Genomic DNA, 22116 nt, shown 5'->3' on the forward strand with positions numbered 1-22116 from the left:
GCCGGGCCGCCCGCCGCGGGTGAGCACGCTCCGCGGCGGAGCCCGGCGCGACGGCCGCCTGCCCGACCGGGCGGTGCGGGACGGCCGTGGAGCCCGGGGACCCGCGCGGTGCTAGGCCGTAACGTGCCCGTGTGGCCGTCCTGGACTACGGCGACACCGGTACGGCGTCCGTGCCCGTGGCCCTCGACCATGCGGCGAACCGTCTGGCACCGGACGATCTCGTTGCGCAGGCCGGGTTCGGTGGAGGCGCGGCCGCCCTCGAGAGGCCACATGCGAAGGCGGCCGCGGCTCAACCGGCGGTACCGGTTTCGGGCCCGTCGGCGGGCGCGAGCGTGGCCCGGGCGGAGTCGGTGAGGGCGTCGAGTCGGGCGGCCAGATCGGGGTGGGCCTTCGTCAGGTGGGGGCGGGCCGCCTTCAGGGGACGGAGGAGAGCGGCGGGATCATCCTGGGCGAGGGCCTCATCGAGTTGGCCGACGGGCAGGCGGGCACCGGTGGGGAGGTCGGTGAGAGTGGTGATGTGGGCGGCGACGCGGCGCAGGTCGGCTGCGTTACGGCGGGCCCAGACGGCGAGGGTGCGGTCGGCGGCGCGGCGTTCACGGGTGGCCTGGACGCGTTGCTCGCCCGTACTTCCGGCGGGACCGGGCCTGCCTCGAAGGTAGCGCCGTTCGGCGGCTTGGCGGCTGGCGACGCCGAGCGGGTGGGCGAGTTCGGCCCAACTGGCGCCCGCGCGGCGCGCGGTCTCGATCAGGCCGGTCTCCCAGCCGGCCAGCTGCTCGCGCACCTGCCGCAGCAGCAGGAGGGAGGCCAGGGCCTGTTCCGGGTCGGCACCCCTGTCGCCCGGGCCGACGATGCCATCGTGCCGCGCGGCGCGCAGGGCGCCGTCGATGGTCTCCAGGGCTGCCGCCGCAGCGAGAAATGAAGCCGGACTCCGCGCATCGTCTCGGGAAGGGGCCGGCTCGCCGGCTGCTGCCATGGGCACCTCCGGGCGTGTCATCCATTCAGCGACATCATGTTTGTCATCCATTGGATGACATGCTACAACGGATTCGAGGCGCATTGGCAGCTACTGCCCGACCCCTTGGAGGTGTTTCACGATGTTGATGCGCACCGACCCCTTCCGTGAGCTCGACCGTCTGGCCCAGCATCTGACGGGCCCGGCCACCTGGTCACGGCCGTCCGCGATGGCGATGGACGCCTACCGCGAGGGCCACGAGTACGTGGTCGCCTTCGACCTTCCCGGAGTCAGCCCGGAGGCGATCGACATCGACGTCGAGCGGAACATGCTGACGGTCAAGGCCGAGCGACGCCCCCTGGCGAAGGCCGACGACGTGCAGATGGAACTCTCCGAGCGTCCGCTGGGAGTCTTCTCCCGCCAGATCGTGCTGGCCGACACGCTGGACACCGATCAGATCAAGGCCGACTACGAGGCGGGGGTGCTCACCCTGCGCATCCCGATCGCCGAGCGCGCCAAGCCACGCAAGATCGCCATCGGCGGAGGATCCGACCGCAAGGAGCTCTCCGGCTGACCGGCGGCAGGATCCGGCCGGCGGCGGAGGACGGGCACTCGGTCTCTCTCCCCTCCCTCGCCCGTCCTCCGCGCCCCGGCCGGAGCAGAGGAAGCCAAAAAGGGCGGCGGCCGACGTGACCGTGCGACGCGAAGCGTCCCCCCAGCCCACCTGACCACACTCGCATCCGCTGCCCACACCCCGCCGGCCACCGGATGCCACAACCACGACCACAGAAGGGCAACCACCGCAGATGTCCGACCAGCGCGCTCCACTCCAGCACCTGCCGGCTATGACGTTCGAGCAGATGCTGGAGAGGGTCCGCTACGAAGGCGCCTACCCCACCCGGGAGAGAGCCGAGGAAGCGGTCCGCCTCGTCATTGCGGGACTCGGACGCCAACTGACCGGCGGGGAACGCGTCGAACTGGCCGCCCGCCTGCCCAGGGAGGCCGCACTCGTCCTCACCGGACAAATCCCCAGCCCGCAGCCGCTCACCGGCTGGGCCTTCGTCGAAGACCTCGCCACCCGCAGCGGAGCCACTCCGGCCACCACCCGCTGGGACACCGGCTCCGTCCTCGCCACCGTCGCCGCCTCGGCCGGCCCGGAACTACTGACCCGCATCCTGCGCCGACTCCCCACCGGTTACGCCCTCCTGTTCGGCCGCGCCGAACTCACCCAAGCCGCCTGAGCCGGGCAGACATCCGCACACGTTCGGCGGGCCCGGCCCGCCGGCCCAGGGCGACACCGCCCCTGGACCGGCGGGCCGGGCCCGAACAGTCGGCATCGGCACGGGTCTCCCCCGGTCGCGTGGGCCGGGATTCCCGGATCGGAGACCGGTTCGCCGGTCTTGTCGTTCGCGCCGGCCCGGGCATCAGGGCCTCAGCAGTCCGCCCACCCACCAGTCATGCGGCTTGCCGTCGTTGGCGATGCCACGACTGCGCAGGGTCCCCTCTACGGTGAAGCCGAGTCTCTCGGCGACGGCGCGCGAGCCGGTGTTCCCGACCATGGCCCACCACTCGATCCGGTGCACCTCGAGCGTGGTCCAGCCCCAGTCGCACACCGCCCGCGCCGCCTCCACCGAGAAGCCCTGGCCGCGCTGCTCCTTGACCGCCCAGTAGCCCAGCTCCCAGACGCCGCGACTGACGAGGGTCAGGCAGTACGAGCCGACCAGGGCGCCGGTGTCCTTGCGGAACGCACCGAGTGTGTAGTCCCTGTCCTCGGCCCACTGGGAGGGCAACTTCTCGTGGACGAGCTTCTCCGCGTCCGCACGCCGGTACGGCACGGGCACCGGCGTGTAGAACTGGATGTCGTCGTCCTGGCAGGCTCTGTGCACCGCGTCCACGTCGGCAGAGGTGAAGGCTCGCAGCAACAGACGGTCGGTCTCAATCGTCACCGGCTCCATTGCGGCAGTATGAACACCGTTCCCAGGCAACGACCAGCGAATATCGCCCCGCATCCATCGACGCCACGGAAGCCGGGCCGGTCCAGCTCGTTCATCGTTGAGGACCACCGTGGCCGACCAGGAAACGGCCTCTCAGTATCCCCAGCTCGCGTAGATGGTGACGTTCTCACCATTGTCCCTGGCTCCGACGCACACGTCACGCCAGTCGAGCAGCCAGCCGCTGGAGCGGCAGCTCTCCTGCTGGAGGCCCAGTTCGCGGATGATCTCCGGGCGGGACAGGCCGTCCTCGCTGGTGACCGTCGCGGCGCGCCAGCAGCCGCCGGAACCGCAGCTGGTGCCTTCGTCGACCATACTGATTCCTGGCGGCAATGCGGGAAGGGCCTTGGACGGCGGGGCGTCTGAGCCTTCGCTGATCAACAGCGCGTACAGGAGGCCGACCGCGAGGGTGAGGGCGAACTGCGTCCCCAGGAAGCCGATCGCTCCGTTGCGGCGTGAGACCCATTCCGGGGGAGGAGAGTTCTCGTGCCGTCCTTCCAGTCCCGCGCCGCAGGCGATGAGCAAGGGCGCGAGAGCCGTGAACATGAGATGTGCGTCGGGTCTGGGGGCGTCTATCCAGCCCTGCTGAACACTGATCAGCAGACCGGCTCCGGCGAGCAGTGTGCCGCCGATCGCGAAGCCGACGGCGCGGGTGCGGGCGATCGTCATCCAGACGACGGCGGGCGCGACGGCGAAGAGTATCCCCAGAACGATCAGCATGTACGAGGGGACGTGCGGCTCCCAGCGCCCGGTTCCGCACGGCCGGGACTCACCTCAGGCCCGCATGCGAGCGAAGCGAAGATCCGGGTAGCGGTCTCATCGAACCGCACGCAGCCGTCGCGCGCGCAGCACGAGGTCGTCGGTATGGTGCGCGCCGGCGCCGCCGTCGGGGGCTACCCGTGGACGCTGTTCGTTCACCTCGATCTTCCAGTCGTCGTCGAGCAGGGCGGTGACCATCGAGGGCCAGACGTAGTCAGCCGGGTCGAAGCCACTGTCGTGTGTCTGCTGGGTCTCCATCCCCGCATGGTGTACGAGCAGCAGCACGCCGCCGGGTGCGACGGCCGCGAGCAGCGCCCGCTCGGCTGCGGCGTCGGGGGTGCGCAGCAGGGCGGGGTACTGCGCGGAGACCAGGTCGAAGGAGGCCGGCGGGAGCGCCGCTTCCGTCAGTGCAGCGTGCACCCAGCGAATGGCGACGCCCGCGTCCCGGGCGTGCCCGGCCGCCCGCTCCAGCGCCACGCCCGAAACCTCGAGCGCGGTCACGTCCCAGCCGCTGCGCGCGAGCCAGACGGCGTCCGCGCCCTCGCCGCAGCCGACGTCGAGCACCCGTCCGGGTACGAGACCGGCGACCTCGGCCACGAGCGCGCCGTTGGGCCGGCCGCTCCACAGCTGCTGCCGGTCGGCATACCGGGCGTCCCACTCCGCCCGTACCGAGGGGTCTCCGAGGTATCCGTCGCCGGGCAAGGAAGTGTCGGACGCGGGCGATCCCGCCGCGATGTCGTCGCTCATGGGCCCACCGTCGCCCACCGAAGCCCGGCAACGCCACTCGTGTTGCCGCTCCGGCAAACCGGCGTCCGGAGCCAGTCGCAGCGCGGCTGCAATGCCGCCGAGGCTTTCAGCGCGGCATACCTCTTCGCGGACGTTCGACGGCCGCAGTCCCCATCCCTGGCTCAAAGCGGACTCGGCCACGGCAGACCCGCCGTACGCGTAGCGCCTGACTGGCCTTAGTGCGCACACGGCGCGAACCCTCTCAACGTCCTTCTTGACGCCCTCCGCGACCCGGCAGCGGCCGACCCCTCAAGGGGCCTGGGGCCCTGGCGTTCGCCGTGCTGCTCGCTCACCGCACCACCGGCGGCTACCTCTCCGCGCTCCAGCGTTTCGACGCCTACCAGCGCGAGCTCGTGCGGACTGTCCTGCCCCCCGTCGAAGAGCGGCCGCTGCCGACCATCGGGCGCTACGAGGTGGTCCGTGGCCTGGCCGGAGTGGGCCGTTACCTGCTGGCCCGGGCGGAGAGCTGCGAGGAGCCGCTGACGGCGGTGCTCGACTACCTGGTGCGCCTGTCGCTCGGCACCGTGGAGCACCAGGGCGCGGCAGTGCCGCGCTGGTGGGCCCTGGACGCGCCCAGGATCGGCTCCGAGTCGGCGTTCCCCGGCGGCCACCTCAACCTGGGCCTGTCACACGGCGTCGCCGGGCCGCTCGCCCTGATGGCCCTGGCGTGGAAGCAGGGCATCCGGGTGCCGGGGCAGCAGGAGGCCATGGAGGCGACGGCCGACCTGTTGCGGACCTGGGCGGTGGCCGACCGGTACGGCCTGTTCTGGCCCGGCTACCTCTCCTTCGGCCAGTGGAAACGGGGGCCTGCCGCCTACGACGGGAGCGCCAAGTGGCCGGCCTGGTGCTACGGGACTCCCGGGGTTTCCCGCGCCCTGCAACTGGCCGGACGGGCTCTCGGCCGGGCGGAGTTCTCGGACCTCGCCCGCGCCTCCGTGGACCGGCTGCTCGTCCTTCCCCGGTCGGCCTGGGGCATCGACGACCATGCGCTGTGCCACGGCTGGGCCGGGGCCCTGCACCAGCTCGGCCGGCTCAACGAGGAGTGGCAGGACGTCCGGCTGGCCGAGCTGCGGGACGACATCGCCGCCGAACTCGTCTCCGCCTTCGACCCGTCACTGCCCTTCGGACTGCGGTTCACCATGACGAAGGTGCCGTTCGGCTCCGATGTCTCCGGCTACCTCGACGGCGCCGCCGGCGCCGCGCTCGCCCTGGACTCCTACGCGGTGGACGGCACACCGGCCGACTGGGACATGCCACTGCTGCTGGCCTGACCTGCCCCGCCTCACCGCTTCGCCGGGGAGTCCCCTGTGGCGGCAAGGAGAGCCTGCGCCTGTTCCCGGGCATGGCCGAAGGGGTCCGCGAAGATGTTCAGGCCGTGGGCGACGAGCGCTCCCTCGTGAAGCAGCATGAGTGCCTGGCCCAGGGCGCCGACCCCGTCCGGGGTGATGTCCCCGGCGAGGTCGGTGAAGAGGGTGAGCATCCACTGCTTCTGCCCGGTGATGATCCGGTGGGCCGGGTGGGACGGATCGCTGATCTCGGCGTGGGCGTTGACCATGCCGCACCCCTTGGAACTGTTCTTCGCCGACCACGCGCGTGAGGCGTCGAAGACGGCCAGGACGCGCGCCTCCGGTGTCGCCTGAGCGGTGTCGATGCACTGGGCGAGGAAGGCCCGCCAGCGTTCATCACGATCCGCGAGGTACTCCACGACGATCTGCTCCTTGGAACCGAACCGGTCGTAGAGGGTCTTCTTCGTCACCCCGGCCTCGGCGGCGATCAGGTCCACCCCGACGGCATGGATGCCGCGTTCGTAGAACAGCCCCGCGGCGGCCTCCAGGACGCGGCGTGCGGCAGGCGTCATCGCGATCCGTCGCGGCCTCTCGGTAGTGCCCATACCTCAACAGTATACCGATCTGTATAGTGAGTCGAGGAGTATACCGATCTGTCTAGTGGAGGTTGAGGCGTGAACATCCTGCTCTCGATCGCCTTCGTGATCTGCTGGAGTTCCGGGTTCATAGGAGCCAAGCTCGGCGCGGGCAGTGCGTCCGCGGTCACGATCCTGATGTGGCGGTTCCTGCCGCTGGCCGTCGCCCTGGTCGTCATTGCCTCCGTCTCCAGAACGGCGTGGCGGGACCTCGCACCGCGGGATGTGGCCCGGCAGGCCATGATCGGCACGCTGTCACAGAGCGGCTACCTGCTCACCGTCTACTGTGCGATCCAACTCGGGGTCTCCAGCGGCACCACAGCCCTGATCGACGGCGTCCAGCCCCTCGTCGCCGGGGCACTTGCCGGACCGTTGTTGCGTCAACACATCTCGCGCAAGCAGTGGCTCGGCCTGTGCCTGGGAGTGAGCGGCGTCGCCATCGTCACCATGGCCGATGCCGCGGCCGGCACCGGTGCGGCCTGGTGGGCCTATCTCATCCCTTTCCTCGGCATGTTCTCGCTGGTAGCGGCCACGTTCCTCGAAAGCCGCTCCCGCGTACGGGTCGAGCCCGCGGTGTCGCTGACCGTCCACTGCGCCACCAGTGCCGTCATCTTCACGGCCCTTGCCGTGAGCGCCGGAGCCGCGGAGCCGCCCGCCGAGCTCTCGTTCTGGGCCGCGATCGCCTGGCTCGTAGCCTTGTCGACCTTTGGCGGATACGGGCTGTACTGGCTCATCCTGAGGCGCTCCGGAGTGACCAAGGTCAACACGCTCATGTTCCTCATGGCCCCGGTCACCGCGGTCTGGGGAGCCCTCGCGTTCGGCGAGACATTCGGTCCGCACACCGCTTTCGGCCTGGCCGTCGGCCTCGCAGCAGTCGTCATCGTCCATCGCGGTGACACCTCATCCACCAGGGTGCGCACACGGGACACGGACACGGGCGAGGCCGCCAGGCCGGCCAAGTACGGCGCCTGACACCTCTGCGCAGTGACCGGTGACGACAGGCGGGCGGGTGCTGTCAGGCGCAACAGGGGCGCCTCACCGTTCCGTAATGGTTATGTGTAGAACTTGCAGGGACGCCGTAGAGTGATCATCTTCGGTTGTCGTAGCCGCACGTGGTGGCCGTGCTCGAACAGAGGGACGCAGGAGATGACTGACAGGGAATCGGGACCGGCGGACCAGCCAACTCCTGCCGCGCGCACGGAATTCTCGTTGGAGAAGAACACCGAGGCCAGGCATGAGGCGTTCAGGCGGCGGCGCACCGTGGCGGTCCTCGTGGCGGCGGGCCTCGCGCTTGTCACCGCCGTCACCGTCCTCGTGGCCGGCGACACTGAGCCGGTGTCGGCACGGTCCGGTGCCGCACCCGCGCCACCGTCGGACAGCGCGAAGAGCGGCACGTCCACCGAGCCCCGGGCCGAGGAGAGTTCGCAGGACCCTGACTCCGGGCCGCCCTCCATAGCCGTTCCCGACTTCAGCTCCGCAGCCGCACGCGACGTGGCGTTCGTCGGTGACGTCGGCCAGTTCACCGCGTGGCCCGGCGCCACGGAGTACGAAGCCATGTCGTTCTCCGACGGCGGATATGACATCTCGGATTTCCGCAAAGCCGCTATCAGGGACGCGAAAGCTGTCTGCAGCGAGTTCACCGGCGGGGCGGAGATGACCGATGTCCCTGACGCCGTAGGCCTGCCGCTCACCGACCCGATCGACCAGGCCGCCTTCCTCGTCGAGGCGGTCACCTTCTACTGCCCCGATCAGATCGCCGCAGTGACCGACGACGTGTACAGCGAGCCGGTGGCGACCGAACAGAACGAGGACTGCCCCGGCGTCTCCACCCTGAAGGCGACCGCCACGATCGAGCAGCCGGACGCCGATGACGACCCCACCTCCGCCACGTACGCGGTGAAGGTCCGCAACACCTCTTCGTACGACGTACGCGTCCAGCTCCAGCAGCGTTGGTTCGTCGACGGGCGGGCGCCCGGAATGGAACTCGCCTCCGAGTGGGTGCCGGAGTGGGACTTCTTCGGCGAGACGGGAGAGGATCAGTACTTCACCATCGAAGCGGGCGAGTCCTTCGCCTACGAAGGTGAGCAGGACGGTGTCTACCACTGGAACCGCACCGAAGTCCGCGTCGCCCCGAAGGAGTTCGTGTTCCTCGGATGCGGATACCGGCCCGGCCCCGGCGTCACCGCAGAGGAATAGGCGCGGCCGAACGTGCCAGCCACGTACAGGCACGACCGGTCACGCATCCAGGGAGACCGCACGCCGCCGCGACCCGCTGGGCAAAGTGGCCCAGGAGCCCGGTGAGAGCCGGACCGGCGGGCGGTGCGGCTCTCACCGGCGGCAGGTCAGGCCGCCGCCTGCCGCGGTCCAGTGGCCCCGCGTGATGCGGCATGGTGCGCGGGACGCCGCGAGCCTGCGGTCCGGAGGCGCTGCAGCCACAGGGAGGCTGTGAGCAGGAGGCCGCTGAAGACGGCCAGGAGGAGAGCGGACACCCACATCTGCCGGCTCCCGGGCTGTTGCCAGGCGGTCCAGGCGGTCAGCACCGCCCACAGCAGGGCACCTGCGGTGTAGAAGGCGCGGACCCGGCGCAGCTGCCGCACGGCCCGCAAGGACATGACGCGATCGGTCTTGGATGCCATGCCGGCCCGTGTACCCCCGCGAACGCCGTTCAACGGCCCAAGATGGTCAGGTCCGTCCTGCGACCGCCCTTTACTCGTCCTTGCTGCGGGTGCGGCCCTCGAAGTCGCGGCGCACTGCGGCGCCTTGGTCATCGACCAGTCCCGCACGGTCGGGGAGCTCCAGAGTTGCGCCGCAGTGGCGGCACAGCGTTCCGTCTTCGGCCGGCGTGCCGCACGCCTTGCAGAATCGGTTGCCCTCGTCGTTTCCGGTCCTGTGGGTCATGGCGCTCTCTCCTGCATGGATGGACAGTGAAGGGCGTGCAGGTACCCCCCGGTGCCGGTGCTGATTCCCTCCGCGCCTGCTTCCCTTTCCTGAGGGAGATGGGGTCCGGGTGTGAAGTTCGGTCTCGCGGTGCGGATGTTGCGGCTGCCGGTCGGCCGGGTGGTGGTGCGAGGAAGCTGTCGTCCGGCGTGCAGGAGGTAACAGCGGGCGCCGAACGGCCCGTCCGGGTCGTCGATACCGGGTAGGGATTTGGCTTAAGAACGCGCGGGCCGCCGCCCGAGGGGCTCGGAAGATTGACTTCTTACGGCCTCAGCTCTGCGCCTCCGCGTCGAGGCGCGCAAGCCCCTGTTCCCAGCGTCGCCGGCGCTCGTCCTCGGGCTGGTCCCACCAGGGGGTGCCCCGTTCGCCCAGCGCGACCTTCGCCTGGTCCACGCGTGCACGCGCTGCCCGCTCGGCCTGCGCGTCGCCCGCAGTCGTCGCGGAGCGCACCCCGCGACGAGCCGACATGAGGTGACGCCGAAGGCGAGCGGCGACCTCCTCAGGGATCAACGGATCGGTTGCCCGCCACTTCCTTCCCCCGATGACGACGAAGTGCCCGTCAGGGGTTCGCTGCGGTGGCTGATGTGCTTCCACGCGGACCATTCTCTCCGCTCCAGCCCGCCTCGGCACAGAGCCGTGACCCACCCCGCGTGAGTGTGAGCAGTACATGCCGTGCCATCGGAGCGTCTCCCCCACTGCTCGGCAGCCGAACGGTTCACCGGATAGCCGCCGCCCTGCCCGCGTGAGAATCTGGAAGGCGTATCAGAGTGGAGATGCCGCATCCCACGCATCTCATCGGCCGAGAAACGGAACGGAGAGACCTCAAATGACGGACGGCTTTGCCGTGGGAGACCACGTGCGCTGGAACTCCGAGGCCGGACACGTCGAAGGCGTCATCATCAAGAAGCACACCCACGATGTGGAATTCAAGGGCTATACGCGCCACTGCTCGCCGGACGACCCACAATACGAGATAAAGAGCGACAAAACCGGCCACATCGCCATACACAAGGGTGGGGCACTGAAGAAGGCGTAGACCCAATGGCCAGCCGCGTCCATACAATCGGCCATTCGACGCGTGAATTCGACGAGGTACTGGAGATGCTACGCAGCCATGACATCACCTGCCTGGTCGATGTGCGTTCCTACCCCTCGTCGAGGAAACATCCCCAGTGGAACCAGTCCGCCATCGTGCAGAACCTGCCGTCCAACATCGAATACCGCTGGATTGCGCAGCTCGGCGGCCGGCGGCACACCCCCAAAGGGGTCCCCAGTGAAAACGAGGCCTGGCGGGTAAAAGCGTTCCGCGACTACGCCGACTACATGGCGAGCGACGCGTTCGCGGAGGGCCTGCACGAGCTGATCCGACTGGCGCAGCATGAGCGGCCCGCGATCATGTGCAGCGAGGCCGTACCGTGGCGGTGCCACCGTCGGCTGATCACCGACGCGCTGCTGGTCGCCGGGGTGGAGGTCGTGCACATCATGTCGCGGACGGCCGCGAAACCCGCGGTCCTGAACGAGCACGCACGGGTTCGCGGTGGCCACCTCACCTACCCGCCGCCCGACCTGGAGGTCCCGTGACCTTCGTCGACGACGTCCGGGAAGCGGTGTGCTCGATTCCCGCGGGTGCCGTGGCCTCCTACGGTGACGTCGGCCGGCGGGCCGGTGTCGGTGCGCGCCAGGCGGGGCGGGCCATGAGTCTGCTCGACGAGGGCGTGCCCTGGTGGCGTGTCGTGTACGCGGACGGGACACCGCCCTTCTGCCACGGTGGGCGGGCGCCGGTCCTTCTGCGGGCCGAGGGAACGCCGATGCGCGGGACGCGAGTGGACATGTCCCGTGCTCGCCACCACTGGGGGCACTGAGCCCACCAGCGCTCTGCAGGCAGCTGGTGGTCAGGCGACCACCAGCAGACTCTGAGGCGCGGCCGCCTTCACACACGTCCGCAGCCAGTCGAGCATTCTCACGCGCTCCCATGACGGCGGCGGATGGCATCGTTTCGGGATCGCGCAGTACGACCTCGGCTCGACGTTCAAGCCAGGCTCAGGCGGTTCCTTCGACGGCCGGCCGCTCTGACGAGAGGCCGGCCTTCACGTTCGCCGACACGACAGTGCCGTCGTCGCCCGGGACGGACTACATGCAGCGGCGCGGGTCGGCGTCGATGAGGGTGGACACTACGACGCGGTGGTCCGCGGCACTGCCCTCGGCCACGGCCTGCGCGTTCTTCGCGGCCTGTGGGTCAAGATCCCCGTTCGTGATCGATGCCTGCCCCACTGTTCCCGTCAGCGACAGTAACGACCGCACGAATCCACACGGTTGTGAAGGGCCGCCCGGTGACATCGTCCCAACTCCACTGAGGCCACCGCGGAATGCGTCACCTGGCTCCAGGAGGATCTCCCGGACGGACGTCACACCTACTCCGCAGCGCCAGAGTTGACCGGGGTGCGGTCCAAGTTAACGAAGGGGCATGGCGCGAGGATTTCGCCATGCCCCTTCGCCGTAGGGTGGGCTCGTCTGCGACTCGGAGCCGGGCGGCCCGTGTCACGGCAGGTTCAGCTGCCAGGAGACGCCGTAGCGGTCGTTCACCCAGCCGAACTTGGTACTGAAGCCGTAGTTACTCAGCGGCATCAGCACTCCGCCGCCTTCACCGAGTGTCGTGAACAGGCGGTCCAGCTCCGCCTCGTCGTCGCACGTGACGAACAGTGAGAGCGAAGGGGTGAACGTGAACCCGTGCTTCACGTGGCTGTCGATGCACATGTACTGCTGGCCGCCGAGAGTGAATGTCGCCTGCAGCACGGATCCCTCCGGACCCGGTCCTTCCGGCCCATAGCGGGTGACGCTATCGACCGCGCCGTTGAAGGTGGCAACGTAGAAGTTCATCGCCTCCTCGGCCTGTCCTTCGAACATAAGGAAGGCGTTGATCTTTTGCATGAGCGGACGCCTTAGCTGTTGTGGTGGATGATCTGGACCAGGTTGCCGCAGGTGTCGTCGAAGACGGCCATGGTGACCGGGCCCGCGTTCATCGGCTCCTGTGTGAAGACCACGCCCTTCTCCTTCAGCCGGGTGGTCTCCTCGTGGACGTTCTTGACCTCGAAGGAGGTGGCCGGGATACCGTCCTCGACCAGCGCCTCCTTGTACGGCGGGACAGCGGGGTGGCCGGACGGCTCCAGCAGCAACTCGGCGCCCTCGGGGTTCTCGGGCGAGACGACCGTCAGCCAGCGGGCGCCGCCGCCGAGGGGGATGTCGTTCTTTTTCACGAAGCCGAGCACGTCGGTGTAGAAGGCCTCAGCCTTGCTCTGGTCGTCGACGAATACCTGGGCGACGTAAATCCTCATGGTCCAGTCTCCGGTTGGTGCGGCTTGAGCCAGCGCGAGACGATCTGCTCGAGCGGTTGGGCATCGAGGTCGTGGAACTTGTAGCGGCCCTCACGCCGCGTCGTCAGCAGTCCCGCGGCTTCCAGTACGGCGAGGTGCTGGCTGATTGCCTGGCGTGACAATCCCAGCCCATGCTTGCCGGACAGCCGCGTGCAGATTTCGAAGAGGGTCTGACCGTTCCGCCACGTCAGCTCGTCGAGGATCGCGCGACGGGTCGGATCAGACAGCGCCTTGAACACATCATCGGGCACACCTCCACGATAGGCAAGTATCTACTTGCCTATCAAGGCTGAGCGGTCATCCGTCGCGGAGGATCATGGACTTGAGGAACGTGGGCCACCAAAGCCGAGGAGTTGAAGGCCAAGGCCGCCCAGGCCGCCGCCCAGGTGCAGGACAAGATTCCCGGCCCGGTGAAGGACAAGGCCCCATCCGCCGCCGGGCAGGCCCGCGCCAAGGCCGCCCAGGCCACCCAGATGCTGCAGGACAAGGCACCCCGTGGCTGGCCTACCGCCGCAGGAATGGGGTGAGCGGATGGGAGCCTCGAAGATCGCCTACCAGCCGGGGCGGTCTCGCTCTGGGAGCCGTCAGCGGCATGCTCCCCGGCGCCGTGTTCAAGTAGGCGTGGAAGATGCTCGGCCACTCTCCAGCCGACCCCGCAGCACCCGAGCGCCAGACGTGATTCCCCGGCTTCCACGCTGCCGCCGGGCAGTTCGAAGGCGCCGCGGCGGTGCCGGCTCAGCAGGATGCCCTGTTCGCCGAGCAGCATTGCTCCGACGCCGATGGTTTGAGGCAGTACCCGTGCATACGGGCCTCGACCCTGCCGAGGGCGTCGTGCTGTTCCTGAGTGCCGAAAGCGTCTTCGACCAGGGGGCTCGGTCCTAACGGCCGGCCGTCGGGTGCCACTCGCGGCGGAGCAGGCCGAAGACCCAGGAGTCGGAGACGTCGCCGTTGACGACGCAGTCCTCGCGGAGGGTGCCTTCGCGGACGAAGCCGAGCTTCTGAAGGACCCGGGCGGACGCCACGTTGCGGGTGTCGGTCTCGGCCTGGACGCGGTTCAGGTCCAGGGTGTCGAACGCCCACCGCAGGACGGCGTGCGCGGTCTCCGTGGCGTAGCCATGGCCCCACGCGGCGGCGTCGAAGACGTAGCCCAGGGAGGCGCTGCGGAAGTCCGGGTTCCAGCTGGTCAGGCCGCACCAACCGATAAACGCGCCGTCGGAGACGCGGTCGACGGCCACCCGCGCTCCCGTGCCTTCCCCCTCAATCGTCCGGCAGGTCGCGATGAACCGCTGGGCGCGGACCGGTTCGGTCCACGGCGGGGAGTCCCAGTAACGCAGCACGTTGGCGCTGCTGTGCAGCGCGTAAAGCGGCGGGGCGTCGGCGTCGGTGAACGGCCGCAGTCGCAGGCGGGCGGTGTGCAGCTCGGGGGTGGGCAAGGTCATGCGGAGCATCCTGCCGCGTCACTCTCGCCCCCGGCCATCCGTTTATCCGGACGGTCGGGACGCTGGGCACCAGACCCCGACGGCGTCGGCCATCGCATCCAGCAGCAACGGCTCCATGCCACGTCCCTGAAGCCGTCCGTGCAGATCGCCTTGTCGCCCACCAACGCGCAGGTTCCCGCGACTGAGCGGCCACAGCATTCGCGAATCCGCCTGCTTCGCCCGGCGGCAGCGTGGAGGTCGGGGAATCCTTCGAAGGCGCGGTGATCCGCGAACTCACCGAGGAAACCGGGCTCGTCGCACATGCCGAGAGCGTCAAAGCGCTGGGCACGCTCGTCGATCACGTCGAGGGTGTAGGAGGCTGCCAAAGCTGGCCTGGCAGAAGTTCTCCGCCGGCGCCGGAGCGAAGGGCCACCGCTTCTACGACTGGGCACTGGTCGACACCACCAGCTGCTCGTCCGCCGCAACCGGCGCACCGGCGAACTCGCCTTCTGCCGTTGCTACTCAGCTACTCGGGTTCCGCTGTCCACCCTGGTGCAGGTCGCCGGGCGCAGATGGACGGTCGAGGAGACCTTCCAGTCCGGCAAGGGCCTGGCCGGACTGGACGAACACCAGGTCAGACGGTGGACGTCCTGGCACCGCTGGGTCACCCTCGCAATGCTCGCCCACGCCTTCCCCGAAAGACTCGGGCGGTGCACGATCCGGGCAAGGTGCTGCTGGATGTGGCGCTCGCGGTGGCGCTGGGCAGGGACTGCCTGGCCGATGTCGCGATGCTGCGGGCCGAGCCGGCCGTGTTCGGGCCGGTCGCCTCCGACCCGATCGTCTCCCGGCTCGTCGACACCCTCTGCCTCCGGCGGAAGACGGGCCCTGACCGCCCTCCGCGCGGCAGTACGCGAATCGCTGGAGGCGAGCCTGCGACGTCTGAGAACCGATCGAGTGGACCTGTTGTGGGCCCACGCTCCCGACTACGCGACTCCTATCGAAGAAATCAAGCGGTGTCTTCTGCGGGTGTGCGCCCCTGGTCAACCGCGCTTCCGGTCGCCGCACACCGCCCGGTCCAGCAGGCGGACCGCGGCCTCCGCCTGCTCGAGGAATCGCTTCTCGTCACCGAAGCGCGTGGTGAAGACAGCAGCCGCGGCCGACACCCGGCCGTCGGGCGTGACGGCGGTCTCGGAGGCGGTACCGAAGGACGTGCCGCCGTGGTACCAGATCCCGCCCCCGCAGCCCTCGGCCGGGCGCCAGGCGAGGCCGAGCCCGTAGCGGGTTCTGCCGTCGGTGGCGTAGCCGGGCGCCGGGACGGTGGTGCGCATCTGCTCCAGCTGCTCCGGCGGCAGCAGCCGGCCGCCCAGCAGGGCGCGCAGGAAGGTGTTCATGTCGCGGGTGGTGCTGATGATGCCGCCGTCCGCGCCGCCGCCCACAGCCAGCGTGGTGTCGGTGAGGTCGTCCCGGCCGGGGAACTGCGTGTACCCGGCGGCCGTCGGCATCGGCACGTACGGCGAGGTGTCCGGTATCAGCGTGCGGCGCAGCCCCAGCGGCTCGATGATCCGGTCGTGCACCTCCTGCGCCCAGAGGTTGCCAGTGGCCTTCTCGATGACCATCCCGAGCAGCACGTAGTTGGTGTTGGAGTACGCCCACTGCGTCTCGGCGCCCGGATCGTCCGCGTCCGGCAGCCAGCCGGGGGCCCGCTCCATCGCCACGGCGACCTGTTCCTCGGGGGTCTGCGAGCGGAACCGCTGTGCATGGAAGCGCTCGGGCGTCAGCTCCGCCGGGTCCTCGAAGGCGATGTCCGTGTAATTGGCCAGGCCGCTGGTGTGCTGGAGCAGGTTGCGCAGGGTGATGCGGCTGCCGTCGTTGCCGTTGCCGGCGACCACCCCGGGCAGCCACTGCTCGACGGTGTCGTCCAGGCTCAGCGTGCCCTCGCCGACGAGCTGGAGCGCGGCCACGGCCGTGAAGGTCTTGGTGTCGCTGCCGATGCGGTAGTAGGCGTCGAAGGGCACCCTGCCCCCGTCCTTCAGGCTCGCGGTGCCGGACCGGGCCTGCGTCTCGCGCCCGGCCGCGTCCCGGGCGAGCACCGTCAGCCCGGTGGCTCCCGTGTCCCGTACCACGTCCGCGTCCCGCTGCAGCCGCGACCGCGCGTCCCCGCCGCCGGTGCCCATGGCCTCGGCCGTGGTACCCGGCCCGAGAAGCGATGCGGTCCCGATTGCGGCGGCCCCGGCCACGGCCAGCCCCGCACGCCACCGTCCGGACCGGCCCCACCGCGCACTCTTCGTGATCTCCATGGTCGGAACGCTACGGAGGGCCGGCGCCGCGGACCATCCAGCTGGCTGCCCGGACGGGGGTGGTGCTGGCCCCCCCTACGGCAGTCGTTCCACACCACGCGGGCGCACCCGAACGCCTGCGCCAGCGCGCGGCGCTGGGAAGCGTTGGGGTAGGCCCGGTGGTTGTAGCGGAGCTGCACGCCATGCTGACGCGCTGCGAAGAGATCATGCGCAAGGTCTGTGAGGTGAACGCCGGGGCTTTCTAAGAGTCTCGGTAAGAGCCTCACCGACCCGGTCGTGGGCATTGGTGCGGACGTTTGGGCAGCCTGTGCGAACAGCCTTCGTCAGCTTGCTCCCAGTGGTAGCGGTGCGTCGATCCTGGTCACGGGGCCTCGAAATGGGTCACGGCCAGCGCCTTGTCCACCCGAGCGGCGGCCAAGTCGTCGTGGCGGATCACGAAACTCGTGCAGTACTCCTCGTAGACCCGGGATTCACTGGCGAGCGAAATCCATTCGCTGGTCAGCCGATGCTTTTCCTTCTCCAGGTAGGAATGCCATTTCGCGATCGGGACAGCTGGGATCGTGCCTGCCTTCTCGCGTCCCGCGAGGGTCTGCTCAGCAATGCTGTTGATCACCTCATCATCGGCATACCCGCCGATGACAACGCCGGCACCGGACGGCCAGAGGTCGTCGGCCAGAGCCCGAAGTTCGTCCAGGTGCGGCAGGTCACGCTCCATGTACCGGACCAACTGCTGCTGGAAGGGCGACATGTCCTCCCAGTCGAGATCCTCCCAGAACTCGTGCCAGTCCTCGTCGCCCTCCTGAAGCCAAAGGGGCAGTTCGGCTCTGAGCTCGGCGGTGACGTCGAGCCGCTCGCGGACACACTGGGAGCTGGGGGCTTCCGCGACCGCGGTTTCGGTGCCGTCCGGTACATACACGACTCGCGCGTACTTCCCGGAACCATCCCCATGGTCCATCTCCTGGTTCACGAAGAAGAGCAGCGTCCCGTCCTTCGGCAGGTCGAAGCCGTCAACTCTCGGCAGCGCCCCACAATCGACGGAAAGGAGCAAGGGCAACGGAACGTCCCCGGCGGACGGCCACTTCATGCCCACGGGCAGCCGGGGCGACCCACCGAACTGCCCGACCGGAGAACCATCGCCCACGGACAACCCGATCGACACACGAAGGTGCTGACTGAATCTGCTGATCTCGTCGCCCGGGATGCCCAACTCAAGCGCTGCCCGAAGAAACTTTCCCTCGTGATCCATGCCCGAGAAGATAGACCCTCTCCAACCCGGCTGTGTCATAAGGGTATTGGTGGGCACGGGCTGTAGGACTCGGGTGAGTGCACCCCCCTCCGCCTACCGGTTGACGGACCGCATGCCTGCCTCGTCGTACCGCTCACCGGCCGCCTCGGGCAGCTCCGCGTCGATGCGGGCCACGTCGTCCTTCGTCAGGTCGACGTCGACGGCGGCGGCGTTCTGCTCCAGGTAGGTACGACGCTTGGTGCCGGGGATCGGGACCAGATCGTCGCCCTGCGCCAGTACCCATGCGATGGCCAACTGAGCTGGCGTCACGTCCTTCTCGGCGGCGATCTCCTGCACCTTCGCCGCCAAGCGCAGATTCGCCTCCAGATTGGCGTCCTGGAAGCGCGGGTTCTGGCGGCGCCAGTCGTCGGCGTCCAGGTCGTCCGGCGAGGTGAACCGCCCGGCGAGGAAGCCGCGACCGAGGGGCGAGTACGGTACGAAGCCGATGCCCAGTTCCCGGCAGGCGGGCAGCACCTCGGCCTCTACGTCCCGCGACCACAGCGAGTACTCGCTCTGCACAGCCGTGAGCGGGTGCACGGCGTGCGCACGACGGATGGTCCGGCCGCTCGCCTCGCTCAGACCGATGTAGCGCACCTTGCCCTCGGTGACCAGTTCGCCCAGCGCGCCCACCGTCTCCTCGATGGGCACGTTCGGGTCGATCCGGTGCTGGTAGTACAGGTCGATGTGGTCGGTTCCCAGACGCTTCAGGGAGCCGTGGACGGAGCTGCGGACGTGTTCGGCCGAGCCGTCCTGCGGGCCGACCGTGTTGATGTCGCCCGGTACGGCGTCGTCCATCCGGTAGTTGAACTTCGTCGCGATCACATACTCGTCGCGGTGCCCCCGGATCGCCTTGCCGACGAGGGATTCGTTGGTGAGCGGGCCGTACATCTGCGCGGTGTCGAGGAAGTTCACCCCGAGGTCGAGGGCGTGCCGGATCGTCGCGATGCCCTCCTCCTCGTCGGCGGTCCCGTAGAAGGCGGACATGCCCATGCACCCCAGGCCGATGGCCGATACCTGCAATTCCCGCAGACCACGCTTCTGCATGTCGTGTCCCAGCCTTCCCTGCACGCTTGATCGTCTTTCGGGCGGCACGAAGTCTCCCGTCCATCCAGGCACAGATGGCACCACCCGGCATCCCCAGGGGTGGGCACTGAGACGGCCTCGTACGCCGTTGCGTCCTCGACGCTATGACTTCGAGCGCACTCCATCGCAAGTGATAGCTGAGGAAGACCCGGCTCGCCGCTCGGGACGGAGTGTCCGGTGGCCCGCATCTGCTGTGCGGAGTCGGGGCGAAACAGTGGGGAGAGCAAGGACCGCAGAGGAGAGCACGTGACCGACACGGGCGTGGGCCGAGGTGCAGTGCTGCCGAGAAGCGCGATGTCGAATGGACAGGCCGGTGATCACCGATGACGAGATGGACACCCCGGCCCGACGGCGGACGGCCCTCGGGGAAAGATTGCTCCCACACCTGGACGGCGGACCCACCCCCGCTGGGTGAGACGTGCGCGTCCTGCGCGCCGCACGAACGCGCGCCGACCGACCTGCTGCTGTGCCTGACCTGCGGCCACGTGGGCTGCAGCGACAGCTCTCGCGGCGCTCACGCCACGGCCCACTTCGACTCCAGCGCACACCCGGTGGCACGCACCCTCGCGAGCGACCGGGAATGGGCCTGGTGCTACGAGGACGAGGTGTATCTGGACCCGCTGGAAGAGCCCCTGCCGCGCTTCACCCCGCGGACGCCGGAGTCGGTCTGGGACTACCCACGGCCGCCCGTCATACGGGAGGACGACCGCGACGTGCGGGTGGAGTGCGCCGGACAGGTGGTGGCCGAGACCCGCAGGGCCGTCAGGGTCCTGGAGACAAGCCATCCCCCCGTGTTCTACGTCCCTCCGCAGGACGTCCGTACGGAGTTCGTCCTCCCGGCGGTCGCGGGCCGGACCTGGTGCGAATGGAAGGGGTCGGCCCGGTACTGGGACGTCATCGTGGAAAACGACGTGCGCGCTCGCGCCGCTTGGAGCTATCCCCGTCCTGAGCCCGGCTACGCACCCCTCGCCGACTTCTTCGCCTTCTACCCGAGCCTCATGGATCGCTGCACGGTCGACGGGGAGGAGGTCACGGCGCAGAAGGGGGACTTCTACGGCGGCTGGATCACCGCCGAGGTGCGTGGGCCGTTCAAGGGCGCCCCGGGCACCCAACTGTGGTGAGGCGGCGACGGTGAGTCCCGCTCGGACAGGTCGATCTTCTCGGGCACCCAGTCCTGCGGTACCTACGGAGGAAGGGCGCATTTCGTGGCGTGGCGCGGACCGGTGTGCATGGGGTTGCACGTGCCGTAGCGGCATGTGGTCCGGTGGACTCACGTCCTGATGCCTTGAGGAAAGGTCCCTGCTCATGCGTTCGTCCTTCATTCCACCCCGCCAGGTCAGAATCGGTGACGCGGCGGCCTTCGCCGGGACCACGCCACGGGCGATTCGCCATTACCACGAGATCGGCCTGCTCCCCGAGCCCGAGCGCGGCGGCGATGACCGCCGCCGCTACGGGTACGAGGACATGATCCGCCTGCTGTGGATTCGCAAGATGGCCGACGCCGGGATCGCCCTGGACGACATCCGTGACGCCTTCACCACCGGCACGGCTTCCGCCGGTGCGGACAGCGAAGACGGTATCGCGGGCATCCTGGAGCGGTTGGAGGAAACCCTCGCCGAGCAGGAGGCGGAATTGCGGCGGCAACGGACCGCCGTGCAGCGGATGCGCACCGAAGGCAGCCGGATGGGCCTGCTCTCCGACTTCGTCACCGAACGCCTCAAGAGCCTGCCCGAGGGCTCCCTGCGTCAGGCGGACCTGGACAGTCTGCTCGTCACTGAGCGGATCTTCGGCCCGCTCGGGGCGGCCGTCCAAGCCACCCGCTTCGTCGTCCTGGCCACGCATCCCACTCTGCGGGAGGATTCCGACCGCATCGATGACGCCGAGGAGGCGCTGGATGACAGTGTCGCCGTCGATGATCCACGGGTGGCTGAAGTGGCCGTCGAGCGGCGCGCCTTCGAAAGCGCCCTGCAGGCCGTCATCGAGGAGTCCGGCCTGGGCATGGACGACGATGCCCTCTTCGACGCCTGGGACACTTTGCACCCTGCCGCCGCCGATGACGGCGAGGGCGAGGCCGACCTCGGCTCCGGCAGGCGGGAGGCTGACTCCATGAGCGTGTTCGAAGCCACCGGCAAGATGCCCTACAACTTCTCCCCGGCCCGCCTGCGCTGTATGGAACTGGCGCAAGAACCGTCCGCCCAGGACTCACCCGCTACCCAAGACACGGCCTAGGGTCATCGGCGAACGGCGGGAGCGCGTCATCGGGCTGCTGCCGGCGGTCCTCAAGTACACCCGACGTACTCCTGGGCCTGCCGGCGACCGGTTGAGTGAGGCCGAGAGGGGGCTCCGGGTATACGGGGCCCCCTCACGCGCGTTCAGGCGGCGAGTACGGCGCGTGCCTCGGCGATGATGGCCGCGAGCTCCTCGGTCTCGGGCGTGGTGAGGGGGGTCAGCGGCGGGCGGACCGGTCCGGCCGCGAGGCCCTCCAGGGTGACCCCGGCCTTCACCAGCGCCACCGCGTACCCCGGGACCCGCTTGCGCAGCCGGACCAGCGGGTGGAAGAAGACGCGCTGCAGCTCGTCGATCCGCTTCTGGTCGCCCTCCTCGACCGCACGGTGGAAGGCGAGGGAGACGTCGGGTGCGAAGGCGAAGGCGGCCGACGAGTACAGCTTCACACCGAGCGCCCGGTACGCGGGCTGGCTGGCCTCGGCCGTGGGCATGCCGTTGAAGAACTGAAACTCCTTGCCGGTCCCGTCGAGCGCCTCCCGCACGGCGGGGACGATCCGCGCGAGGAGGTCGAGGTCACCGGTGCCGTCCTTGAAGCCCACGACGGTGGGCAGCCCGGCGACCGCCGCCGCCGAGCGTTCGTCGAAGCGGGCGTTGGCCCGGTTGTAGACGATCAGCGGCAGGGCGGTCTCGCCGGCCACTTCGCGGGTGTAGGCGACGAGCCCGTCGCCCGGGGCCTCGACCAGGTAGGGAGGCATGAGCAGCAGACCGTCCGCACCGGCCCGGTCGGCCGCCCGTGCGAGCAGGCGAGCCTGGCCGACCGCGCCGCCGGTGCCGGCGTACACCGGGACGCGGCCTGCCACCGCCTCGACGGCGGTGCGGACGACCGCGGTGTACTCCTCGTGGTCCAGGGCGTGGAACTCGCCGGTGCCGCAGGCGACGAAGACTCCGCCCGGTCCGGCGTCGACCCTGGCCGCGATGTGCCGGCGCAGGGCGTCGAGGTCGACGTCACCGGTCTCGGTGAACGGGGTGACGGGGAAGAACAGAACGCCTTCGAGCATGGGTGTTTTCCTACTCTGGGTGTGGGACGGGA

At 69.3% G+C, this 22116-nt stretch carries 25 protein-coding genes and 6 pseudogenes; 14 read left to right on the plus strand and 17 right to left on the minus strand.

Features of this window, described 5'->3' with window-relative positions:
- Positions 1 to 131: 131 nt before the first annotated feature.
- Positions 132 to 239: pseudogene (locus CNQ36_RS35550) on the plus strand (3-oxoacyl-ACP synthase); the annotation flags it as partial.
- 50 nt (positions 240 to 289) lie between these two features.
- Here the strand turns inward: CNQ36_RS35550 and CNQ36_RS00450 are convergent.
- Positions 290 to 973 (minus strand): type III effector protein, encoded by a 684-nt coding sequence (locus CNQ36_RS00450; RefSeq protein WP_121544453.1) that lies wholly within the window; start codon positions 971 to 973, stop codon positions 290 to 292.
- A 121-nt stretch (positions 974 to 1094) separates the two neighbouring features.
- Here CNQ36_RS00450 and CNQ36_RS00455 point away from each other — a divergent pair, with 121 nt between their 5' ends.
- Positions 1095 to 1526: an Hsp20/alpha crystallin family protein gene (locus CNQ36_RS00455; RefSeq protein WP_004936823.1), complete on the plus strand. Its 432-nt coding sequence runs from the start codon at positions 1095 to 1097 to the stop codon at positions 1524 to 1526.
- A 232-nt stretch (positions 1527 to 1758) separates the two neighbouring features.
- Entirely contained in the window at positions 1759 to 2193 is a 435-nt protein-coding gene (locus CNQ36_RS00460; RefSeq protein ID WP_121544454.1) for a DUF2267 domain-containing protein, read from the plus strand.
- 183 nt (positions 2194 to 2376) lie between these two features.
- On the opposite strand, the gene CNQ36_RS00465 is transcribed toward CNQ36_RS00460, so the two are convergent.
- The 3 genes from CNQ36_RS00465 to CNQ36_RS00475 form a co-directional block, all read right to left on the minus strand.
- Positions 2377 to 2907 (minus strand): GNAT family N-acetyltransferase, encoded by a 531-nt coding sequence (locus CNQ36_RS00465; protein WP_040908137.1) that lies wholly within the window; start codon positions 2905 to 2907, stop codon positions 2377 to 2379.
- A gap of 132 nt (positions 2908 to 3039) precedes the next feature.
- On the minus strand, positions 3040 to 3663 hold the full coding sequence (locus CNQ36_RS00470) for a hypothetical protein (protein ID WP_121544456.1): 624 nt from the start codon (positions 3661 to 3663) through the stop codon (positions 3040 to 3042).
- 96 nt (positions 3664 to 3759) lie between these two features.
- Positions 3760 to 4449, minus strand: a complete 690-nt coding sequence (locus CNQ36_RS00475) for a class I SAM-dependent methyltransferase (RefSeq protein ID WP_121544457.1) — start codon at positions 4447 to 4449, stop codon at positions 3760 to 3762.
- A gap of 284 nt (positions 4450 to 4733) precedes the next feature.
- Here CNQ36_RS00475 and CNQ36_RS00480 point away from each other — a divergent pair.
- Positions 4734 to 5759: pseudogene (locus CNQ36_RS00480) on the plus strand (lanthionine synthetase C family protein); the annotation flags it as partial.
- Between the two features lie 11 nt (positions 5760 to 5770).
- Here the strand turns inward: CNQ36_RS00480 and CNQ36_RS00485 are convergent.
- Positions 5771 to 6379, minus strand: coding sequence for a TetR/AcrR family transcriptional regulator (locus CNQ36_RS00485; protein ID WP_121544458.1), 609 nt, complete (start codon positions 6377 to 6379; stop codon positions 5771 to 5773).
- Positions 6380 to 6448: 69 nt separating this feature from the next.
- On the opposite strand from CNQ36_RS00485, the gene CNQ36_RS00490 reads away from it, so the two are divergent.
- Positions 6449 to 7381, plus strand: a complete 933-nt coding sequence (locus CNQ36_RS00490) for a DMT family transporter (protein WP_121544459.1) — start codon at positions 6449 to 6451, stop codon at positions 7379 to 7381.
- 174 nt (positions 7382 to 7555) lie between these two features.
- Positions 7556 to 8605, plus strand: a complete 1050-nt coding sequence (locus CNQ36_RS00495) for a DUF732 domain-containing protein (protein WP_163013163.1) — start codon at positions 7556 to 7558, stop codon at positions 8603 to 8605.
- 146 nt (positions 8606 to 8751) lie between these two features.
- Here CNQ36_RS00495 and CNQ36_RS00500 read toward each other — a convergent pair whose 3' ends face one another.
- From CNQ36_RS00500 to CNQ36_RS00510, 3 genes are all read right to left on the minus strand, one after another.
- Positions 8752 to 9045: a hypothetical protein gene (locus CNQ36_RS00500; protein ID WP_121544461.1), complete on the minus strand. Its 294-nt coding sequence runs from the start codon at positions 9043 to 9045 to the stop codon at positions 8752 to 8754.
- 70 nt (positions 9046 to 9115) lie between these two features.
- Complete coding sequence (locus tag CNQ36_RS00505; protein ID WP_121544462.1) at positions 9116 to 9307, minus strand: hypothetical protein; 192 nt, start codon at positions 9305 to 9307, stop codon at positions 9116 to 9118.
- A 309-nt stretch (positions 9308 to 9616) separates the two neighbouring features.
- Positions 9617 to 9949, minus strand: a complete 333-nt coding sequence (locus tag CNQ36_RS00510; protein WP_390340846.1) for a hypothetical protein — start codon at positions 9947 to 9949, stop codon at positions 9617 to 9619.
- Between the two features lie 223 nt (positions 9950 to 10172).
- On the opposite strand from CNQ36_RS00510, the gene CNQ36_RS00515 reads away from it, so the two are divergent.
- The 3 genes from CNQ36_RS00515 to CNQ36_RS00525 are packed head-to-tail and all read left to right on the plus strand — an operon-like array spanning position 10173 to position 11208.
- Complete coding sequence (locus tag CNQ36_RS00515) at positions 10173 to 10382, plus strand: hypervirulence associated TUDOR domain-containing protein (protein ID WP_004936778.1); 210 nt, start codon at positions 10173 to 10175, stop codon at positions 10380 to 10382.
- 5 nt (positions 10383 to 10387) lie between these two features.
- Positions 10388 to 10927, plus strand: a complete 540-nt coding sequence (locus CNQ36_RS00520) for a DUF488 domain-containing protein (RefSeq protein ID WP_121544463.1) — start codon at positions 10388 to 10390, stop codon at positions 10925 to 10927.
- The gene (locus CNQ36_RS00525; RefSeq protein ID WP_121544464.1) at positions 10924 to 11208 is read left to right on the plus strand and encodes an MGMT family protein; all 285 of its coding nucleotides are present in this window, start codon (positions 10924 to 10926) and stop codon (positions 11206 to 11208) included. The genes CNQ36_RS00520 and CNQ36_RS00525 overlap by 4 nt, the downstream gene beginning before the upstream one ends.
- A gap of 676 nt (positions 11209 to 11884) precedes the next feature.
- Here CNQ36_RS00525 and CNQ36_RS00530 read toward each other — a convergent pair.
- From CNQ36_RS00530 to CNQ36_RS00540, 3 genes are read right to left on the minus strand one after another with little or no spacing between them, the layout of a single operon-like run.
- A complete protein-coding gene (locus CNQ36_RS00530; protein ID WP_004936765.1) occupies positions 11885 to 12274 on the minus strand; it encodes a VOC family protein in 390 nt (129 codons plus the stop codon).
- A gap of 11 nt (positions 12275 to 12285) precedes the next feature.
- Positions 12286 to 12678: a VOC family protein gene (locus CNQ36_RS00535; protein ID WP_004936762.1), complete on the minus strand. Its 393-nt coding sequence runs from the start codon at positions 12676 to 12678 to the stop codon at positions 12286 to 12288.
- The gene (locus tag CNQ36_RS00540; protein WP_121544465.1) at positions 12675 to 12968 is read right to left on the minus strand and encodes an ArsR/SmtB family transcription factor; all 294 of its coding nucleotides are present in this window, start codon (positions 12966 to 12968) and stop codon (positions 12675 to 12677) included. Before CNQ36_RS00540 ends, CNQ36_RS00535 begins: the two co-directional genes overlap by 4 nt.
- 102 nt (positions 12969 to 13070) lie before the next feature.
- Here CNQ36_RS00540 and CNQ36_RS34540 point away from each other — a divergent pair, with 102 nt between their 5' ends.
- Positions 13071 to 13244 carry a hypothetical protein gene (locus CNQ36_RS34540; RefSeq protein ID WP_163013164.1) on the plus strand — a complete coding sequence of 58 codons (174 nt, stop codon included), beginning with the start codon at positions 13071 to 13073 and terminating at the stop codon, positions 13242 to 13244.
- A 351-nt stretch (positions 13245 to 13595) separates the two neighbouring features.
- Here the strand turns inward: CNQ36_RS34540 and CNQ36_RS00550 are convergent, their stop codons facing one another.
- Positions 13596 to 14156, minus strand: coding sequence for a GNAT family N-acetyltransferase (locus CNQ36_RS00550; protein WP_121544466.1), 561 nt, complete (start codon positions 14154 to 14156; stop codon positions 13596 to 13598).
- 352 nt (positions 14157 to 14508) lie between these two features.
- Between CNQ36_RS00550 and CNQ36_RS00560 the strand changes: the two are divergent.
- A pseudogene (locus tag CNQ36_RS00560) lies at positions 14509 to 14828 on the plus strand (transposase); the annotation flags it as partial.
- 2 nt (positions 14829 to 14830) lie between these two features.
- Positions 14831 to 15050, plus strand: a pseudogene (locus CNQ36_RS00565) (IS1380 family transposase); the annotation flags it as partial.
- A 125-nt stretch (positions 15051 to 15175) separates the two neighbouring features.
- Here CNQ36_RS00565 and CNQ36_RS00575 read toward each other — a convergent pair.
- From CNQ36_RS00575 to CNQ36_RS00590, 4 genes and pseudogenes are all read right to left on the minus strand, one after another.
- Positions 15176 to 16432, minus strand: coding sequence for a serine hydrolase domain-containing protein (locus tag CNQ36_RS00575; protein ID WP_228312879.1), 1257 nt, complete (start codon positions 16430 to 16432; stop codon positions 15176 to 15178).
- 74 nt (positions 16433 to 16506) lie between these two features.
- A pseudogene (locus CNQ36_RS00580) lies at positions 16507 to 16611 on the minus strand (helix-turn-helix domain-containing protein); the annotation flags it as partial.
- A 182-nt stretch (positions 16612 to 16793) separates the two neighbouring features.
- Positions 16794 to 17678: a DUF1963 domain-containing protein gene (locus tag CNQ36_RS00585; RefSeq protein ID WP_121544468.1), complete on the minus strand. Its 885-nt coding sequence runs from the start codon at positions 17676 to 17678 to the stop codon at positions 16794 to 16796.
- Between the two features lie 93 nt (positions 17679 to 17771).
- Positions 17772 to 18761 carry an aldo/keto reductase gene (locus CNQ36_RS00590; protein WP_121544469.1) on the minus strand — a complete coding sequence of 330 codons (990 nt, stop codon included), beginning with the start codon at positions 18759 to 18761 and terminating at the stop codon, positions 17772 to 17774.
- Between the two features lie 362 nt (positions 18762 to 19123).
- Between CNQ36_RS00590 and CNQ36_RS35775 the strand changes: the two genes are divergently transcribed.
- Positions 19124 to 19921, plus strand: coding sequence for a DUF427 domain-containing protein (locus tag CNQ36_RS35775; protein ID WP_121544470.1), 798 nt, complete (start codon positions 19124 to 19126; stop codon positions 19919 to 19921).
- A gap of 184 nt (positions 19922 to 20105) precedes the next feature.
- Complete coding sequence (locus CNQ36_RS00600) at positions 20106 to 21029, plus strand: MerR family transcriptional regulator (protein WP_121544471.1); 924 nt, start codon at positions 20106 to 20108, stop codon at positions 21027 to 21029.
- A gap of 143 nt (positions 21030 to 21172) precedes the next feature.
- On the opposite strand, the pseudogene CNQ36_RS00605 reads toward CNQ36_RS00600, so the two are convergent.
- Positions 21173 to 22096: pseudogene (locus CNQ36_RS00605) on the minus strand (5-dehydro-4-deoxyglucarate dehydratase); the annotation flags it as partial.
- Positions 22097 to 22116 lie beyond the last annotated feature (20 nt).

Source organism: Streptomyces fungicidicus, from assembly GCF_003665435.1.
Lineage (GTDB): Bacteria > Actinomycetota > Actinomycetes > Streptomycetales > Streptomycetaceae > Streptomyces > Streptomyces fungicidicus.

Excerpts from the sequence above, each read along its gene's own strand:
- CNQ36_RS00450 (WP_121544453.1), bottom strand. The coding sequence starts at position 973 with ATGGCAGCAGCCGGCGAGCCGGCCCCTTCCCGAGACGATGCGCGGAGT.
- CNQ36_RS00455 (WP_004936823.1), top strand. The coding sequence starts at position 1,095 with ATGTTGATGCGCACCGACCCCTTCCGTGAGCTCGACCGTCTGGCCCAG.
- CNQ36_RS00460 (WP_121544454.1), top strand. The coding sequence starts at position 1,759 with ATGTCCGACCAGCGCGCTCCACTCCAGCACCTGCCGGCTATGACGTTC.
- CNQ36_RS00465 (WP_040908137.1), bottom strand. The coding sequence starts at position 2,907 with ATGGAGCCGGTGACGATTGAGACCGACCGTCTGTTGCTGCGAGCCTTC.
- CNQ36_RS00470 (WP_121544456.1), bottom strand. The coding sequence starts at position 3,663 with ATGCTGATCGTTCTGGGGATACTCTTCGCCGTCGCGCCCGCCGTCGTC.
- CNQ36_RS00475 (WP_121544457.1), bottom strand. The coding sequence starts at position 4,449 with ATGAGCGACGACATCGCGGCGGGATCGCCCGCGTCCGACACTTCCTTG.
- CNQ36_RS00485 (WP_121544458.1), bottom strand. The coding sequence starts at position 6,379 with ATGGGCACTACCGAGAGGCCGCGACGGATCGCGATGACGCCTGCCGCA.
- CNQ36_RS00495 (WP_163013163.1), top strand. The coding sequence starts at position 7,556 with ATGACTGACAGGGAATCGGGACCGGCGGACCAGCCAACTCCTGCCGCG.
- CNQ36_RS00500 (WP_121544461.1), bottom strand. The coding sequence starts at position 9,045 with ATGGCATCCAAGACCGATCGCGTCATGTCCTTGCGGGCCGTGCGGCAG.
- CNQ36_RS00505 (WP_121544462.1), bottom strand. The coding sequence starts at position 9,307 with ATGACCCACAGGACCGGAAACGACGAGGGCAACCGATTCTGCAAGGCG.
- CNQ36_RS00510 (WP_390340846.1), bottom strand. The coding sequence starts at position 9,949 with ATGGTCCGCGTGGAAGCACATCAGCCACCGCAGCGAACCCCTGACGGG.
- CNQ36_RS00515 (WP_004936778.1), top strand. The coding sequence starts at position 10,173 with ATGACGGACGGCTTTGCCGTGGGAGACCACGTGCGCTGGAACTCCGAG.
- CNQ36_RS00520 (WP_121544463.1), top strand. The coding sequence starts at position 10,388 with ATGGCCAGCCGCGTCCATACAATCGGCCATTCGACGCGTGAATTCGAC.
- CNQ36_RS00530 (WP_004936765.1), bottom strand. The coding sequence starts at position 12,274 with ATGCAAAAGATCAACGCCTTCCTTATGTTCGAAGGACAGGCCGAGGAG.
- CNQ36_RS00535 (WP_004936762.1), bottom strand. The coding sequence starts at position 12,678 with ATGAGGATTTACGTCGCCCAGGTATTCGTCGACGACCAGAGCAAGGCT.
- CNQ36_RS00550 (WP_121544466.1), bottom strand. The coding sequence starts at position 14,156 with ATGACCTTGCCCACCCCCGAGCTGCACACCGCCCGCCTGCGACTGCGG.
- CNQ36_RS00575 (WP_228312879.1), bottom strand. The coding sequence starts at position 16,432 with ATGGAGATCACGAAGAGTGCGCGGTGGGGCCGGTCCGGACGGTGGCGT.
- CNQ36_RS00585 (WP_121544468.1), bottom strand. The coding sequence starts at position 17,678 with ATGGATCACGAGGGAAAGTTTCTTCGGGCAGCGCTTGAGTTGGGCATC.
- CNQ36_RS00590 (WP_121544469.1), bottom strand. The coding sequence starts at position 18,761 with ATGCAGAAGCGTGGTCTGCGGGAATTGCAGGTATCGGCCATCGGCCTG.
- CNQ36_RS35775 (WP_121544470.1), top strand. The coding sequence starts at position 19,124 with ATGACGAGATGGACACCCCGGCCCGACGGCGGACGGCCCTCGGGGAAA.
- CNQ36_RS00600 (WP_121544471.1), top strand. The coding sequence starts at position 20,106 with ATGCGTTCGTCCTTCATTCCACCCCGCCAGGTCAGAATCGGTGACGCG.